At 35.4% G+C, this 17482-nt stretch carries 11 protein-coding genes and 2 tRNA genes; 9 read left to right on the forward strand and 4 right to left on the reverse strand.

Annotation, left to right across the window (positions count from 1 at the left end; all coding sequences use genetic code 11):
* Positions 1-219: 219 nt before the first annotated feature.
* The 4 genes from ACHRV3_RS19040 (at position 220) to ACHRV3_RS19055 (ending at position 8928) form a co-directional block, all read left to right on the forward strand.
* A complete protein-coding gene (locus ACHRV3_RS19040; RefSeq protein ID WP_395435827.1) occupies positions 220-3195 on the forward strand; it encodes a SusC/RagA family TonB-linked outer membrane protein in 2976 nt (991 codons plus the stop codon).
* A gap of 37 nt (positions 3196-3232) precedes the next feature.
* Positions 3233-4858, forward strand: coding sequence for a RagB/SusD family nutrient uptake outer membrane protein (locus ACHRV3_RS19045; RefSeq protein WP_047777836.1), 1626 nt, complete (start codon positions 3233-3235; stop codon positions 4856-4858).
* Between the two features lie 19 nt (positions 4859-4877).
* Complete coding sequence (locus ACHRV3_RS19050; RefSeq protein WP_395435826.1) at positions 4878-5978, forward strand: SusE domain-containing protein; 1101 nt, start codon at positions 4878-4880, stop codon at positions 5976-5978.
* Positions 5979-6060: 82 nt separating this feature from the next.
* Complete coding sequence (locus ACHRV3_RS19055) at positions 6061-8928, forward strand: alpha-amylase family glycosyl hydrolase (RefSeq protein WP_395435825.1); 2868 nt, start codon at positions 6061-6063, stop codon at positions 8926-8928.
* Positions 8929-9177: 249 nt separating this feature from the next.
* On the opposite strand, the gene ACHRV3_RS19060 is transcribed toward ACHRV3_RS19055, so the two are convergent.
* From ACHRV3_RS19060 to ACHRV3_RS19075, 4 genes are all read right to left on the reverse strand, one after another.
* Positions 9178-9399: a DUF6814 family protein gene (locus tag ACHRV3_RS19060; protein WP_047777813.1), complete on the reverse strand. Its 222-nt coding sequence runs from the start codon at positions 9397-9399 to the stop codon at positions 9178-9180.
* Between the two features lie 11 nt (positions 9400-9410).
* The gene (locus ACHRV3_RS19065; protein WP_395435824.1) at positions 9411-10904 is read right to left on the reverse strand and encodes an MFS transporter; all 1494 of its coding nucleotides are present in this window, start codon (positions 10902-10904) and stop codon (positions 9411-9413) included.
* Between the two features lie 1051 nt (positions 10905-11955).
* Positions 11956-12031, reverse strand: a tRNA-Phe gene (locus tag ACHRV3_RS19070).
* Between the two features lie 1148 nt (positions 12032-13179).
* Positions 13180-13255 (reverse strand) — tRNA-Phe (locus ACHRV3_RS19075).
* 99 nt (positions 13256-13354) lie between these two features.
* Between ACHRV3_RS19075 and ACHRV3_RS19080 the strand changes: the two genes are divergently transcribed.
* Genes ACHRV3_RS19080 through ACHRV3_RS19100 form a run of 5 tightly spaced genes read left to right on the forward strand, consistent with a single transcriptional unit; the run spans position 13355 to position 17382 of the window.
* Positions 13355-14089 carry a type III pantothenate kinase gene (locus ACHRV3_RS19080; RefSeq protein WP_395426533.1) on the forward strand — a complete coding sequence of 245 codons (735 nt, stop codon included), beginning with the start codon at positions 13355-13357 and terminating at the stop codon, positions 14087-14089.
* On the forward strand, positions 14082-15314 hold the full coding sequence (locus tag ACHRV3_RS19085; protein ID WP_230004389.1) for an outer membrane protein transport protein: 1233 nt from the start codon (positions 14082-14084) through the stop codon (positions 15312-15314). Before ACHRV3_RS19080 ends, ACHRV3_RS19085 begins: the two co-directional genes overlap by 8 nt.
* A gap of 50 nt (positions 15315-15364) precedes the next feature.
* Positions 15365-15916: an LPS export ABC transporter periplasmic protein LptC gene (gene lptC, locus ACHRV3_RS19090; RefSeq protein WP_047772725.1), complete on the forward strand. Its 552-nt coding sequence runs from the start codon at positions 15365-15367 to the stop codon at positions 15914-15916.
* 8 nt (positions 15917-15924) lie between these two features.
* A complete protein-coding gene (locus ACHRV3_RS19095; RefSeq protein WP_395426535.1) occupies positions 15925-16119 on the forward strand; it encodes a hypothetical protein in 195 nt (64 codons plus the stop codon).
* Positions 16120-16122: 3 nt separating this feature from the next.
* Positions 16123-17382: a hemolysin family protein gene (locus ACHRV3_RS19100; RefSeq protein WP_395426536.1), complete on the forward strand. Its 1260-nt coding sequence runs from the start codon at positions 16123-16125 to the stop codon at positions 17380-17382.
* Positions 17383-17482: the final 100 nt, after the last annotated feature.

Here is a 17482-nt window from a genome sequence, read left to right on the forward strand (position 1 = left end):
ATCTAATTGTTAATAAAGGTATCTAATATTTTTATAATTGATAATTTTTGACCTAAAAGATTACAAAAAATAGAAAGTTTTCAACACTACCACGTTTTCGTAGCGGTCTGAAAATCGTAACTCGTTGAGCATGTTAATTAATTCCTAATTTTGAGATTCGAAGTAAAATTAAAAACTTAACTAACAATCAAAAACTCAAAACTAATTTAAACAAAAAGTATGAAAACAATTTATAAAAAGTTGTTATTTTTATTCCTTTTACTACCTTTTAGTGTGTTGGCTCAGAACACATTAAATGGCGTTGTAAAGGATCTGGCTACAGGACAGCCGATTCCGGGAGTAAACGTAAATGTACAAGGTGCTCCGGGCGGAGCAGCAACAGATTTTGATGGTAAATTTCAGCTGTCTAATGTGAAAAACGGCGACAAAATTCTGGTTTCATTTATTGGATATAAGACGTCAACGATAGCCTTTAACGGACAAAAAACATTAACAGTTTCTCTTGAAGAAGATACCAATCAACTTAAGGAAGTTGTGGTACAAGTAGGTTACGGAACTGTTAAGAAAAAGGATGCGACGGGTTCTGTATCACAAATCTCTTCTAAAGAATTTAACAAAGGAATCAACGTAACTCCGGAAAGTCTGATTAGCGGTCGTATCTCGGGTGTAAATGTTACCGGAGGAGGAGCACCAGGCGCAAAAGCGGATATCCGTATTCGTGGAGGGTCTTCTTTAAGTGCTTCTAACGAGCCATTAATTGTATTAGACGGATTGCCTTTAAGTAATGCTGTTCCAAGTGGTTCTACAAGTATTTTATCTACTATAGATCCTAATGATATTGAGTCTTTTACCGTTTTAAAAGATGCTTCTGCAGCTGCGATCTACGGATCAAGAGCAGCAAATGGTGTAATCGTAATCACCACTAAAAAAGGATCAAAAGGGAAGGTGAAAGTTAATTTCAGTTCTCAGGTTGGTGTCAATACTGTAGCAAATACAGTAGATGTAATGAATGCAGACCAGTACCGTGAATTGGTAATGACAAAGGGTTCTGTGCAGCAACAAGCTTTATTAGGTACTGCCAATACAGACTGGCAGAAAGAAATTTTTCATACAGCTTTAACAACAAACAACAATATCTCTGTAAGTGGTGCTTTATTTAATAAATTACCGGTACGTTTATCTGTTGGAAATGTTGATAATCCCGGAATCCTAAGAAACACTTCTTTTGAAAGAACTACGACATCGATATCGTTAAATCCGGTTTTGTTCGATAATCACTTGAAAATTGATATTAGCGGAAATGTATCATTCGGTAAAAATCAATTTCAGGATGAAGGTGGAGTAATTGGTAGCGCGATCGGATTTGATCCAACACAATCGGTTTATGAAGCGGGTTCTCGTTACGGAGGTTATTTTGAATGGTTAGATGCTGATGGAAACTTACCTTTATTACCGGCAAGAAATCCTGTTGCAAGATTGAATCAGGATAACAGAAGAGCAACTTCAACAAGAAAATGGGGTAACATCAGATTAGATTATAAATTCCATTTCTTTGAAGATTTAAGAGCTGTGGTAGAAGCAGGTATTGATAAATTTGACAGCAGTGGATATACGGAGGTAAGTACTCAAAGTGTCTTGGGATATCAACCAAAACCTTTTACTGATCCGGCTTATGTGAATTTAGGAAACTATAGTCACTACACAGATGCACTTCAGAACAAAAACTTAAATGCTTATTTTAATTATACTAAAGATTTAGGAAAAATTAAAATTGATGCGACAGCAGGTTATAACTACCAATTGTTTCAAAAAGAAAAGTATTCTTCAGGAGAAGTTAGACAACCAAATCCTAATTCGGATGTTGCTACTGACCCGGATGTTAACTTACAGTCTTACTTTGGTCGTTTGAATTTAGGTTATGACAGTAGATATTTACTAACGTTAAACTACAGAAGAGACGGAACTTCCCGTTTTTCTGAAGACAACAGATGGGGTAATTTTGGTGGAGCTGCTTTTGCATGGAATGTATCTGAAGAAGCTTTCTTAAAAGATAATGCAACTCTTTCTACTTTAAAATTAAGAGTTGGATATGGTACTACAGGTCAGCAAGATATCTCAGCGCAATATGATTATTTACGCAGGGTAACACTTGGAACAATTAACTCACAATATATTTTCGGTAATACGATTTATGCAACGGCAAGACCGGAAGGATATAACGAAAATATAAAATGGGAAGAATTAGCAGAGGCTAACGTTGGTGTTGATTATGGATTCTTAAACAACAGAATTACGGGAACGATCAACTATTTTGACAAAAAATCAAGTGATTTATTAGCAGAAATTGCAGTTCCTGATGGTGCAAACTTAAGAAACCAAGGATTCTTTAACATTGGTAGCGTAAGAACAAAAGGGGTTGAGTTTAGCATTGAGTCAGATATCATTAAGAATGATAATTTAACTTGGAATGTAGCTTTTAATACGACTTATATTGATCAGAAAATTTCTGATTTAGGAATTACAGTTCCTGGTTTCCAAGGGTATTTAATTGGAGACAATATAGCGGGTGGAAATGGAAATAAAATTTTGATTAATTCAGTAGGGTCTTCACCAAATTCATTCTTTCTATACCAACAATTGTACGACAACAACAAAAGACCAATTGCAGGAGCTTATGCTGACAGAAACGGAGATGGGAAAATTGATGTAAATGACCGCTACAGAGCTGGTAAAGCAGCTCCGGATTATACTTTTGGTTTGTTCTCTACTTTAAACTACAAAAAGTTTGATTTTACAATGAACTGGAGAGCAAGTTTAGGAAACCATATTTTTGATAACGTAAATTCTAATTTAGGTTATTCTGATGCCGGATTAAGAAGACAGAGTGATTTGTCTAACGTTAGTTCAGATTACTATAATACTGGTTTTACTTTTGAAGATAACGGAACATCACGTTACCTGTCTGATTATTACCTGAAAGATGCTTCTTTTATCAAATTGGATAACGTTACGGTTGGGTATACTTTTGATAAAACAATAATCAAAGCAGCTTCTTTAAGATTTACAGCGGGAGTACAAAATGTTTTCATTCTTACGAAATACAACGGTTTAGATCCTGAGAAATTCAATGGAATTGATAATAATGTTTACCCGAGAGCAAGAACTTTCTTATTTGGAGTAAATGCCAATTTCTAATAGCAGATTGAAAATCAAAAATTTAAAAACAAACAAAATGAAAATATCATTTAAATATATATCTTATTTTTTCCTATTCGTTTTAGGAATAAGTATGACACTTACCTCGTGTACGGACGACTTAAACGTGACGCCAAAGGATGATGATGAATTTCTATCTGAGACCTTTTTTCAAGATCCCAAATCATACAAAGAAGTATTGGCTAAATTATACGCAGGTTTGTACGTTGGAGGAAATGATGGTGATGGTGATGCAGCGATACCTGGAAAAAACCCTGATATTGCAGGGCTTGGTGGTGATTTTAGTAGTTACTTACGTTTACTTTTTGTAACACAAGAGTTTCCTACAGATGAGGCAATTATTGCTTGGGCAGATGGTACTTTGCCAACACTGAATTCTCAAACCTGGTCTCCGGCCAATGAATTCTTGGAAGGAACATTCTCAAGAGCTTTTTATCATATTAGTGTTGCTAATGAGTTTCTAAGACAAACTACAGATGATAAATTAACAGCAAGAGGTGTTGATGCAAATTTAAAAGCAGATATCGCTAAATTTAGAGCTGAGGCCCGTTTCTTAAGAGCTTTTTCTTATTACAATTTAATGGATTTGTTCGGAAATGTGCCAATTACTACAGAAAACGATCCTGTTGGTTTCTTTTATCCGGTACAAAAATCAAGAGCAGAAGTTTTTGCTTTTGTAGAGTCTGAATTAAAAGACTTAGATAATAGCTTAGTAGCTTCAAAACAAAATGAATATGGAAGAGTAGATAAAACTGCAGCTAAATTTTTATTGGCACAGATTTATTTGAATTCTAAAGTATATACAGGTGTAGACAGAAATAGTGAAGCAGCGACATTATGTAGTGAGGTTATTAATTCAGCATATACTTTTGCAGATGTTCCTTATCGTTACTTGTTCTCTGCAGATAATAATACAAATGGTGCTCAAGCTGAGTTTATCTTCCCAATTATTGGTGATGGTAATGCGATTAGAGCGACTGGTGGAGGAATGAGTTTCATTATGCACGCTTCTATCGGAGGTAGTATGAACGCTGCTTCCAGAGGAATGGACGGTGGATGGCAGGGAATCAGAACTCGTAGAGAGTTTGTAAATCTTTTCCCGGACGAAACTGCAACGGGAGACAACAGAGGTACATTTTATACAGATGGTCAATCAAAAGACATTGCTAATGTTGGAACTTTTACGGATGGTTATGCGGTAACCAAATACATCAATAAAAAAGCAGACGGTTCTGCAGCACAAAGAAATGATATCCCGGATATTGATTTTCCAATGTTCAGATTAACAGATGCTTATTTAATGTATGCGGAAGCAACTCTTAGAGGAGCTAGTACCGGAAACATTACTACTGCTTTAGGTTATATCAACAAAATAAGAACAAGAGCAAATGCTCAGACAATTTCTGCTCAGAACTTAACCCTTGATTTTATTTTGGATGAAAGAGGAAGAGAATTGTTCTGGGAATGTCACAGAAGAACTGATTTGATTCGTTTTGGAAAATTTAGCGGCGGATCTAAAACCTGGCAATGGAAAGGTGGTTCTATGAGTGGACAATCTACCGAATCGTACAGAGACTTAATGCCGATTCCTGCAAGAAATATTCAGGCTAATCCAACATTGAAGCAAAATCCAGGATACTAACATCTTATAAAATTTTAAAATGAAAAATATATATAAAATTTTAATCGCATTTATTGGTGTATTAGCAGTGTCATGTAATGCTGATGCTGTTGACGAAAGAGAAGTTCTTTATACTGTTACGGCACCGGAAATTACCGCGCCGGCAACAGGACAGGATTTTGCCCTGGATGTTGATAAAGCATCTGCAGAAGCTGCTAAATTTACATGGTCAGCGGCAGAATATTCTACTGCGGTAGCAGTAAAATATACTTTGTTAATAGACAAAAAAGGGGGTGATTTTAAAGGAGCTAAAATACTTGCCTCTACCATTAATGGTATTAAGGAGGCTTCAGTACTGGTTAAGGATTTAAATCAGGCTGCAATTGACTTGGGTGGAAAACCGGAGGTTACTGCAATGTATGATGTAAAAATTGCATCAAATGTGGCTGGTGGATTTGTTCAGGTGTCTAAAGGTTTAATTACAATTAGTGTAACTCCTTACGTTGGAAAAGTAGACTATAAATTTACCGATTGGTATTTAGTAGGGGATGCCACGGTATCAGGTTGGGATAACAATAAAGGAAATCAGATTTTATTCAGAAATCCTAAAAATGCTGATGAATATAAATTCACAGGATTTTTTAAAGCAGGTTATTTCAAAACAATTAAAAACTTAGGAAACTGGGCACCAATGTACGGTGGAGCTAATGGTACTCTTGTGTACAGAGGAACAGATGGTGATGCAGATCCTGCCAGTATTGCAATTGCAGCAGATGGGTATTATACTTTCACTATGAATGTGAAAACTTTAAAATATACCTTGGTTGCTTACGATGCTTCTGCAGCGAAAACATACTCAACAGTTGGTATTATTGGAGACAGTACGCCAAAAGGCTGGGATAACTCAACTCCTATGATAAAATCTTCTTTCAATGATCATATCTGGACTTTAGGCATCACTTCTTTAAATGACGGAGGTCTTAAATTTAGAGCAGAAAATAACTGGGATGTTTCATGGGGAGGATCAACTCCATTCTCAGGAGGAGGTTCAGGTGATAATATACCAGTAGCAAAATCTAAATATGTAATTTATTTCAATGATTTAGACGGAAGCTATTTGATGATTCCTAATCAGGGATAAAACTTTCCCAAATATTAAAAGGGGCTATCTGCTAGATAGCCCTTTTTTAATCTGACTAACTAACCGAATAACCACAATTATTATGAAAAAAACTTTACTATCAATATTTTTATTGATTGCAGTAACTGCTTTTGCTCAAAATCAAACCGTTACCTACTCAATAAATCCGCAAACCTTTGAGGATACTACACCAATTACCATTACGATTAACGGAACCAGTATCAACGAAGCAACATGGTCGGTAACCGGAAATGCGCTATATCTTTGGTCATGGTCTTATGATGTAAACGATACCAGTCAAATGGATTCTCCGTCTAACGGGTCCTGGACCGCATCAAACGAAGCGAGTAAGTTTACCTATAATCCCGGAGCAGATACATATACAAAAACATTTACACCATCTGTATATTTTGGCAGAAAAGGAATCGGCAGAATAGGATTTCTAGTTAAAGCAAAAGACGGAAGTGGTAACAAACAATCGCAGGATATTGTGGTCGAAGTTGGCTCTTTTCAGGCCAATCTAACCGCGCCAATTGAAAACAGCACGACCATTATTACCTCGGGAGCGAACTTCAATATTACTGCCACAAATACAAACGGTGCCGCAAGTTATACCTTAAAAGCAAACGGAGCAATTATCAATACAAATGCAAGTACTGCAACTTACTCGTATTCTCATGTTGGGATTACAAACAATCAGAGTTATGAATTAAGTGTCACTCAGGGAACGACTACAATTGTAAAAAAGTTTTCAGCAGTGGTAAATCCTAATACAGTCTCGCAGGCAATGCCGGCAGGCTTGATTGATGGAATTAATTATAATACGGCTGATGCTACTAAAGCAACCTTGGTTTTGGATGCTCCTTTAAAAGACTTTGTTTACGTTGCCGGAAGTTTTAATAACTGGCAGCCAACAGCAGCTTATGCCATGAAAAAAGACCCGACTTCGGGTAAATTCTGGTTAGAGTTAACAGGTTTGGTATCGGGAGTAAACAACACCTATCAATACTGGGTGGTAGATGCAACACCACTGGCCAATTCACCTTCATTGGTAAAAACAGCAGACCCTTATTCTACTTTAGTATTGTCTCCTTTTGATGATCCGTACATTCCTGCTGCTTCTTATCCAAATATGCCGGTTTATCCTGCCGGACAACAATTTGAAGTTACCGTACTTAAAACAGGGCAAACGGCTTATCCTTGGCAGGTAACGAATTTTACAAAACCTGAAAAAGAGAAGTTGGTTGTGTATGAAGTTTTGGTTCGTGATTTTGACGCCAACAAAAACTATCAGAATTTAATAGATAAAATAGATTATTTCAAAAATCTTAAAATAAATGCCATTGAATTGATGCCTGTAATGGAGTTTGAAGGCAATGAGAGTTGGGGGTACAATACCTCTTTTCATATGGCTTTAGATAAATTCTATGGGACTTCAGATAAATTAAAAGAGCTCATAGACCTCTGTCATCAAAACGGAATTGCGGTTATTCTGGATGTCGCTTTAAACCATGCATTCGGCAGAAATCCAATGGTGAGAATGTGGATGAACGATCCCGATGGAGATGGTTTTGGATCTCCTACTACCGAGAATCCTTATTTTAATACCGTTGCCAGACACAGTTACAATGTAGGAGAGGATTTTAACCATCAGTCGTTAAAAACGCAATATTATGTGGATCGTGTGATCAAACAATGGATCGAAGAATATAAAATTGACGGCTTCCGTTGGGATTTAACCAAAGGATTTACACAAGCCTGTACTGCTTCAGATGAATCTTGTACCAATGCGTTCCAGCAGGATCGGGTTGATGTATTGAAAAAATATGCAGATTATTCGTGGAGTCTTGATCCAACACATTATACCATTTTTGAACATTTGGGAACAGATGCTGAAGAGAAAGAGTGGGCGAACTACAGAATTGCCGAAACACCAAGTAAAGGAATTATGATGTGGGGTAAAATGACAGATCCATACAACGAACTGTCTATGGGATATACCAGTAATATATCGAGAATGACAAGTGCAAGTCGCGGTTTTCAGGCAAATCGCCTGATGGGATACGCAGAAAGTCACGATGAGGAACGTTTGATGTATAAAAATATCCAATACGGAAATTCAAGTGGAACTTATAATGTAAAAACATTGAATACCGCTTTGTCAAGAATGTCAGCCATTGGAGCAGTTTCTTTATTAGTTCCGGGGCCAAAAATGATTTGGCATTTTGGGGAACTAGGCTGGGACGAATCAATTTTTACGTGTAACACCGGTACTGTAAATGATTCCTCACCAACTATACCGGGAGATTGTAAATTAGATACGAAACCGCAACCTCAGTGGGTAGAGAACTGGTTAGGGAATTCAAACAGAGATAAAATTTACAACGATTGGGCTAAGATGATTACGCTTAAAACAACGGAACCTGTTTTTCTGGGAACACCTACAATTGCAGACGGAAATTCGTTAAGTGTAAATATAAAAATCACCAATGGCAGTTTGGCTTCAACACAATTAAAAGACATTTTAATTATTGCCAATTTTGACGTTACCACACAAAACGTTGCAACCGGTTTTCAATATACAGGAACTTGGTATAATTTGATGGACAACACAACGATTAATGTTACGGATGCTGCTGCTCCAATCAGCTTACCGGCGGGAGAATACCGAATTTACGGTAATAAACAAGCAAGTTTGGCAATCGAAGATTTTGAAAAAGGAAACACAGTAAGTCTGTACCCAAATCCGGTTTCAGATTATTTTACTTTAAATGTAACCACAACTAAAGTTCAGATCTACTCGATTTCCGGCCAGTTGGTGAAAAGTTTTGCTACCAATGGAAAATCAGATTTTCAATTTACAGTAAGTGATCTGAAAACAGGATTGTATTTGGTTAAAGCAAGTGATGAGAATAACAAAGTGCAAGTGATGAAATTCATCAAAAAATAATGATTTGTTAGTTTTAGTATGGTAAAAGGGCTGTCTGATAAGAGACAGCCTTTTTCGTTTTCATTTACCGGCAGACTGTATTTTTTTAACACATAGAGCTATAGTTAACAAAGCCTGAAAGATGTTTTTGCTTAAAAAGATTCTGTATAAAAAATACGATTTTTTTTTGAAGCGTTTTAAATTGTCAATCCTAAATCCCTATATGTTAAATCATATTCCTCCGAATTACACCCAACGGAGTATAATTTATTACTTTTTGCTATACTCTCCAATTACAGAAAAATAGCCAAAAGTACCCAGACCTAAGACAATCAATGGCGTAAGGATAAAAAGGATAATAACGCCAAAAACTAGATCATCCTGTTTGTCCGAAAGTAGTTTTGGTAAACCAAATTCAAAGACGCAGAAATAAGCCGCCGCCGCCGCGAGGATAACCCATAAAACACCCAAAATTTGTTTAATCGCATTCATGTTTTAAAATTTTAAAGGTGAGTGGTTTGGTTTTTAGTATCGATATAAATCATTCCAATTACAAAACATACCGAAGCAATGATGATCGGATACCATAATCCGTCAAGATAAAAGTCAGGTTTTCCGGCTTCTTTGGCATGTGTTACAAAATAGGTTGAAATAGCAGGAAGTAAACCTCCAAAAATTCCATTCCCTACATGATACGGCAGAGACATCGAAGTGTATCTGATTTTAGTTGGAAACATTTCTACTAAAAATGCCGCAATCGGCCCGTACACCATGGTAACAAATAACACCTGAATAAAGACCAGAAAAACTAAAGTCCATTTATCACTTGGGTTTATTGTAATTGAAATATTTTTTTGTGTTTCTTTTTTTGATACATATGTTGTTTTCTCGACCGCGGATGTGCCATCCGTGTAATTTTTTGTCGTTGTAGTTACAGAACTTCCGTTATTTGAATTCTCGACCGTTTGTGTCGTTTTTGCTGTGATTTCCGTTTTGTGTTCCACATCAGTTGTGGTGTACATTGTTCTGTAAATAGGTCTGTAGAACAAAATTGCCAGAAGCATACCCGACATCATGATATATTTACGTCCTATTTTGTCGCTCAGCCATCCAAAGAAGATGAAAAAAGGAGTTCCCAGTAATAGCGCAATTCCCAACAAACTATCAACTTGTGAAGAATTAATATTCATCACCGTTTTCATAAAACTCATCGCATAAAACTGCCCCGTGTACCAAACAACACCTTGTCCCATTGTAGCACCAAATAAGGCCAACAAAACAAATTTTAAGTTATAGCGATTTCCGAAACTTTCTTTAAGCGGATTTTTGCTGGTAGTTCCTTCTTTTTTTGCTTTTGCGAAAACCGGAGATTCATCCATATTTTTTCGTATCAAATAAGAGACACCAACCATAACAATAGAAATCCAAAACGGTACACGCCATCCCCAAGAATCAAAAGCAGCTGCCGAAAGCGTATTTTTAGTCACCAAAATCACCATCAAAGAGATAAACAACCCCACAGTAGCTGTGGTTTGAATCCAGGAGGTCCAATATCCCTTCTGTCCTTCAGGAGCATGTTCAGCGACATAAGTAGCAGCTCCGCCATATTCACCACCAAGAGCAAGTCCTTGTAGTAAACGAAGAATCAGTACCAATACAGGAGCTAAAAAGCCGATTGTTTCATAACTCGGAATACATCCAATTAAGAAAGTGGAGCCACCCATTAATAATAAAGTAGCCATAAAAGTATATTTACGACCAATGATGTCACCAAGTCTTCCAAAAAATAAAGCACCAAACGGGCGCACCACAAACCCGGCTGCAAAAGTGGCCAAAGTCGATAAAAAAGCAGCAGTCGGATTATCGCCCGGGAAAAATTTGGTCGATAAGACAACGGCCAAACTTCCGAAAATATAGAAATCGTACCATTCTATCATGGTTCCCATGGATGAGGCGGAAATTACTTTCCAAATTCCTTTTGCAGAAGTCTTACTCATTAATTAAAAACGTGATTTTGACACTAAATAAAACATTATGTAAATTTTTTACGAATATAAAGGATAATTTTTTATTTATTCGCTACTTTTTTTGTGAAATATTAATTTATATTATTAGCAACGGTTTTTTCGGTTTTGCTGTAAGGAAAGTACTTTAGGTCTTTGAAAAGTTGCAATCATTCTTTTTTATTTATTGTAAATTTTTACTGCTATTTCGTTGCGAAAAGCAATTAGCAAGAGTAGTGCGTTAAAATTTAAATTGGAATGTTTTGGTATTAACGAATGGTAAAGAGGAGTTAATTTACGGATTTGTAGAATAAGATAAACTTGTGTTCTGTGTTTTTTAATCGTTTGCCACGAATTACACTAATTGTCGCGAATTATTTTTTGCCACAGATTAAAGGGATTCGCACGGATTGTTTAATCATTTTAATCTTTTAGTCTGTGGCATTTTTTTTAATCGTTTGCAATGAATTACACTAATTGTCGCGAATTATTTTTCGGCACAGATTAAAGGGATTCGCACGGATTGTTTAATCATTTTAATCTTTTAATCTGTGGCTTTCTTTTTAATCGTTTGCCATGAATTACACTAATTGTCGCGAATTATTTTTTGCCACAGATTAAAGGGATTCGCACGGATTGTTTAATCATTTTAATCTTTTAATCTGTGGCATTTTTTTAATCGTTTGCCACGAATTACACCAATTGCCGCGAATTAATTTGTGTAATTGGTGCAATTCGTGTCTATTTTTTCTGCGTCACAAATTATTAATCATTTTAATCCTTTAAATCTGTGGCAGAATAAATAAAAGAGCCTTAAATTTTATAAATTAAAAAGGGTTTGTAGAAGTAGGGATTTCTTTTTTCGAGAATAACAAAGGTGTAAAGGTCAAAAAAAGCAGAAAAAAACTTAGCGACTCTGCGACTTTGCGAGAGAGATTCTCGGACTCAGAAGAAGGATTCTAGTAAGAATCCATAACTTTTGGACTTGGTCCATAATAAGGATAAAGTATAAAAACAAAAAACCCGAATATTGCTATTCGGGTTTTGGTGGTGCCTCCAGGGATCGAACCAGGGACACATGGATTTTCAGTCCATTGCTCTACCATCTGAGCTAAGGCACCATGCTTATTGCGGGTGCAAATATAGGAGGATTTTTGGTTTATCCAAAACATTTTACACGATTGTTTTAAAAAATTAAATCTAAGGTTTTAAAGTTTGAAATTTTGAAGCAATTTTTAAGATAGTAAGTTCAAAATTTGTAAAGTTTCTTAGGAAACTAGTGTGCTCATTTTGAGTAAACTCCTGAGTTCTCTTTGTAGGGAGTGAGAAGATTGGGGAGTAAAAATAACAAACCGGTTTAATTTGAGGTTTATTTTGGTCTTACTTTATATTGTAAGAAAATGCGCTTGGTACTTTAACAAAGAGCTGTTGATTTTTGTAGAATGACATGTGAGTTTTGGGGACAAAATAAAGTTTCACGCAGATTTAGCAGATTTCGGCAGAAGCAATGCTAAAAAAATCTGCTAGAATCTGCAAAATCTGCGTGAAAAAATACCTCAAAAACCAAACCTAACAGGTTTTGAAAACCTGTCAGCTTTAATTTAAAAACAAGAAAGACAATTTCTACACCCGTTCCGCTTCTTCGAGATTGGAATTTGGAATTTCAAAATTTGGAATTTAATAAACATCAGATCTGGGATCAAGAATAAGTTGGGGACAAAATAAAGTTTCACGCAGATTTAGCAGATTTCGACAGAAGCAATGCTGAAAAAATCTGCTAGAATCTGCAAAATCTGCGTGAAAAAATACCTCAAAAACCAAACCTAACAGATTTTTGAAACCTGTTAGGTTTAATTTAAAAACAAGAAAGACAATTTCTGCATCCGTTCCGCTTCTTCGAGATTGGAATTTGGAATTTCAAAATTTGGAATTTCAAAATCATGAGATCTGGGATCAAGAATAAGTTGGGGGCAAAATAAAGTTTCACGCAGATTTAGCAGATTTCGGCAGAAGCAATGCTAAAAAAATCTGCTAAATCTGCGTGAAAAAATACCTCAAAAACCAAACCTAACAGGTTTTTAAAACCTGTTAGGTTTAATTTAAAAACAAGAAAGACAATTTCTACATCCGTTCCGCTTCTTCGAGATTGGAATTTGGAATTTCAAAATTTGGAATTTAATAAACATCAGATCTGGGATCAAGAACAAGTAGTCTTTGTTTTTTAGAAAAGGTATAAAAACAAAAAACCCGAATATTGCTATTCGGGTTTTGGTGGTGCCTCCAGGGATCGAACCAGGGACACATGGATTTTCAGTCCATTGCTCTACCATCTGAGCTAAGGCACCGTGCTGATTGCGGGTGCAAAGATAGAACCATTTTTGGTTTATCCAAAACATTTGTTTAAAAAAATCAATTCGTATCTTCGCACAGGTAAAAAAATAAATATGGTTTTAACAGTTGACGTTGGAAATACTAGAATTAAAGCGGCTGTCTTTGAGGGAGGTAGTATTTTGGAGAGCTTCGTTTTTGAGAAAAGTGAGTTCGAGAATAAAATTGAAAATATTTTAAAAAAATTTCAAAATTGCACCGATTTGGTCGTTGCGTCGGTCGGAAATATCGAAAAACAAGCTTTTTTGACTTTCGAAAAGCAGCTTACGATTCATTTTTTGACACATGAAGACGTTTTTCCTTTCATAAACAAATATGCAACTCCAAAAACGTTAGGAATAGACCGGATGGTTTTGGCAGCCGGAGCCACTTTGCAGTTTCCAAAACAAAATAGATTGGTGATAGATGCCGGGACTTGTATTACTTATGATTTTATAGACGAAAAAGATCAGTATTTAGGTGGTGCAATCTCTCCCGGACTCAGATTGCGTTATGAAGCACTGCATAATTTTACGGCCAAGTTGCCTTTGCTAACTTTAGAAGTGCCGGAACACTATATAGGTGATTCTACAAAAGAGGCCATTCATTCTGGTGTTGTCAACGGGTTTGTCTATGAGGTTGATGGTTTTATCGAGGAGTATCGGGCAAATTTTTCAAATTTTATAATAATTTTAACGGGTGGCGATGCAGATTTTTTGGCTAAACGATTAAAAAATACCATATTTGCCAATTCAAATTTCCTTTTAGAAAGTTTGAACCAAACATTTCAATATAAAATCGACAATGATTAAAAAAATTATAATAAGTACTTGTTTACTTATATCGTTCGTTTCATTTGCACAGCAAGGTACTTCATCGCCTTATTCTTTTTACGGAATTGGTGATGCAAGATTCAAAGGAACTCTTGAATACAGGTCTATGGGGGGAGTTGCAGTAGAGCAGGATTCGATACATTTGAATATTGAAAATCCCGCAAGTTATGCCAGTTTGGGACAAACCACTTTTAGTGTTGGAGGTACTTTTGGAACAACTAAAATAAAAACGGATAAAGAGACTTCAAAAGCACAAAGATCAACTTTTGATTATTTGGCTTTAGGTATTCCGATGGGTAAGTTTGGTGCTGCTATTGGTTTGGTTCCTTTAACTTCAGTTGGGTATAGAATTTCAAATGACAAAACTACTATTCCGGACGCAATAAGCAGTCAGTTAGAAGGAAAGGGTGGAGTTAATAAAGTGTTTTTCGGACTTGGTTACAAAATTACACCTAAATGGAATATTGGTGCTGATGTACAATATAATTTTGGTAAAATCACGACTACAAGCGTAGAGATGAAAACTGATGTTCAAAATGCTACCAGAGAAACAAATACTTCTGAGTTATCAGGGGTGAACTTTAATATTGGTACAATGTATCAGACGAAGATTGATAAAAAATTGAACTTGTATACGAGTTTGAGTTATACCTTCTCGGGTAATTTAAATTCAGACAATGGCAGAATTACTGAAGTTGACGGAGATCCGAACACGTTTACCTATCCTGAAAATTCGGTTAAGTTAAAGATTCCTGGTAAATTTACATTTGGTGCAGGTATTGGAGAAGCGAGAAAATGGTTAGTAGGTACTACAATGGCTTTTCAAGGTGATGCAGGTTCACTTGCTAATTATTACAATACAGCTAGTAATGTACGTTACGAAAAATCTTCAAAATATGCTGTTGGGGGTTATTACATTCCTAACTATACTTCTTTCTCAAGTTACTTAAGCAGAGTTACCTATAGAGCAGGTCTTAAATATGAAAAAGTAGGTTTGATTATCAATAATGAATCAATTAATGATGTTGGTATGACATTGGGTGCCGGTTTTCCAATTACAGGGACTTTTTCAAATGTAAATTTTGGAATTGAATTTGGTAAAAAGGGAACTACTTCATCAGGTTTAGTTAAAGAAAATTACATGAATTTTAGCATGAGTTTCTCTTTTAACGATAGATGGTTTGTGAAAAGCAGATTCAACTAAACATAACTTTATGTTTTTTTAAGCTCAGTACAATTTACTACATTTGGCAAATGAATTTACCAAAGAAATATATACTAACAATTGTCACAGTTCTTGCTGTGACAATGTTTTTTGGATGCGAAAGTAATTTTAAAGAAGTTCAGAAAAGTAACTTTTCAGAGTTTGTTCCCGGTAGTGATGCCGATACCGTAAATATAAAATATACGGATTCAGGACGTATAACCGGAGTTTTGGTTAGTTCTAAAATGTTGGATTATTCGAATCTCGATTTTCCGTTTACAGAGTTTCCAAAGGGAATTGATGTTACTTTATATGATAAAAATCTAAAGCGTACCTTTATAAGATCAAATTACGCTATTTCCTATAAGCCAACCGGAATTATTGATTTGCAGGGAAAAGTGAAAATCACATCAGAAACCGGTCAGATGCTGGAGACAGAGCAGTTGTATTTTGATCAGAAGAACGAATGGTTTTATACCGAAAGAAAATTTAAGCTTACAGATGCAAAAGGGGTTTCTTACGGACAGGGAATTGATTTTAGTAAGGATTTTAAAGTGATAAATTCACAACGAATAACAGGCGAATTAGAAGCCGAAGAATAAATTATATTATGGGTTATTTAAAATACACACAATACGTTTACATATTATTTGCAGTTTTCTTTATTTATGATGGCGTTGTAAAGCTAAACGAAGGAATTGAGGGCTCTACGATGAGTTTTATAATTGCAGGTTTAGCCGTTTTTATGTTTTTCTTCAGGAGAAAATTTGCCAGGAAATTTGACGATCGTAACAAAAAACAATAAAAAATGGAGATTGGTATTATAATACTATGTTTAATACTGTCAGCCTTTTTTTCAGGAATGGAAATTGCTTTTATTTCCTCGAATAAAATTTATCTTGAAATAGAAAAAAAACAGGATAATTTTCTCTCTCAAATTCTTACCAAACTTACCGGTAATCCCTCTAAATTTATTGCTGCAATGCTCATTGGTAACAATGTGGCGCTGGTGGTTTATGGTTTTTTTATGGGTGATCTGATCCTGATGCAGCTAACTCAATTGGGCTATCGGTTTTCTGAGGTTGCTGGTTTGTTGATTCAGACCGTAATTTCTACTTTCATAGTTTTGATTACAGCTGAGTTTCTTCCTAAGGTTTTCTTTCAGATTTATGCCAATTCCTTAATTAAATTTTTTGCAATTCCGGCCTATCTGTTTTATAGACTATTTTACTATATTTCGACTTTCTTTATCTGGGTTTCAGATTTTGTTTTAAAGAAATTTTTTAAAACAGAGGGAGATCAGGTACAGCTGTATTTTAGTAAAGTAGAGCTCGGAAATTATATTAACGAACAAATGAGTTCTGTTGAGGATAATGAAGAAGTCGATTCAGAAATTCAGATTTTTCAAAATGCGTTAGAATTTTCGGGTGTAAAAGCGCGCGATATTATGACACCACGTACAGAAATTGTTGCGGTGGATTTATTTGACAGTGTTGAAGAACTTAAAGAAGTTTTTATAGAAACCGGATATTCTAAAATTGTAGTGAGTCAAAACTCATTAGATGATATTGTGGGTTATGTGCATTCTTTTGATCTGTTTAAGAAGCCAAAAACAATCAAATCGGTTTTGATGACAGTAGAGTTTGTTCCGGAAACTATTTCGATAAAAGACGCGTTAAATCTGTTGATCAAAAAAAGAAAGAATGTCGCCGTTGTTTTAGATGAACATGGAGGAACAGCAGGGATAATTACTATAGAAGATATTGTAGAAGAGCTTTTTGGTGAGATCGAAGACGAGCATGATCTGGATGAGGAATTGATAGAGCAGGAGCTGGGTCAGGGTAAGTATTTGTTTTCGACTCGTTTAGATGTGGAATATTTGAATGAAGCCTATAAATTGGGTATTCCCGAAGAGGATTCATACGGTACTTTAGGAGGTTTTATAGTAAATTCAACAAAAGAAATTCCTCAAAAAGGAGAAGAAATAGTGATTGATAACTATCATTTCGTGATAGAAGAGGCAACAAATAAGAAAATCGAATTAGTAAAAATGACTATAAAAGAGTGATTTTTTTAGTAATTGAAAAAAAATGTGTAAAATAAAACCCTAGTTGTATTGTTATTAACTAGATAATTGTATTTTCGCAAACTGAATATAAAATTAACGA

The sequence above is a fragment of the Flavobacterium sp. FlaQc-49 genome (assembly GCF_044005985.1).
Classification (GTDB): domain Bacteria; phylum Bacteroidota; class Bacteroidia; order Flavobacteriales; family Flavobacteriaceae; genus Flavobacterium; species Flavobacterium cupriresistens.

Excerpts from the sequence above, each read along its gene's own strand:
- ACHRV3_RS19045 (WP_047777836.1), top strand. The coding sequence starts at position 3,233 with ATGAAAATATCATTTAAATATATATCTTATTTTTTCCTATTCGTTTTA.
- ACHRV3_RS19065 (WP_395435824.1), bottom strand. The coding sequence starts at position 10,904 with ATGAGTAAGACTTCTGCAAAAGGAATTTGGAAAGTAATTTCCGCCTCA.
- ACHRV3_RS19085 (WP_230004389.1), top strand. The coding sequence starts at position 14,082 with ATGATTAAAAAAATTATAATAAGTACTTGTTTACTTATATCGTTCGTT.
- ACHRV3_RS19095 (WP_395426535.1), top strand. The coding sequence starts at position 15,925 with ATGGGTTATTTAAAATACACACAATACGTTTACATATTATTTGCAGTT.
- ACHRV3_RS19100 (WP_395426536.1), top strand. The coding sequence starts at position 16,123 with ATGGAGATTGGTATTATAATACTATGTTTAATACTGTCAGCCTTTTTT.
- ACHRV3_RS19080 (WP_395426533.1), top strand. The coding sequence starts at position 13,355 with ATGGTTTTAACAGTTGACGTTGGAAATACTAGAATTAAAGCGGCTGTC.
- ACHRV3_RS19050 (WP_395435826.1), top strand. The coding sequence starts at position 4,878 with ATGAAAAATATATATAAAATTTTAATCGCATTTATTGGTGTATTAGCA.
- ACHRV3_RS19060 (WP_047777813.1), bottom strand. The coding sequence starts at position 9,399 with ATGAATGCGATTAAACAAATTTTGGGTGTTTTATGGGTTATCCTCGCG.
- lptC (WP_047772725.1), top strand. The coding sequence starts at position 15,365 with ATGAATTTACCAAAGAAATATATACTAACAATTGTCACAGTTCTTGCT.
- ACHRV3_RS19040 (WP_395435827.1), top strand. The coding sequence starts at position 220 with ATGAAAACAATTTATAAAAAGTTGTTATTTTTATTCCTTTTACTACCT.
- ACHRV3_RS19055 (WP_395435825.1), top strand. The coding sequence starts at position 6,061 with ATGAAAAAAACTTTACTATCAATATTTTTATTGATTGCAGTAACTGCT.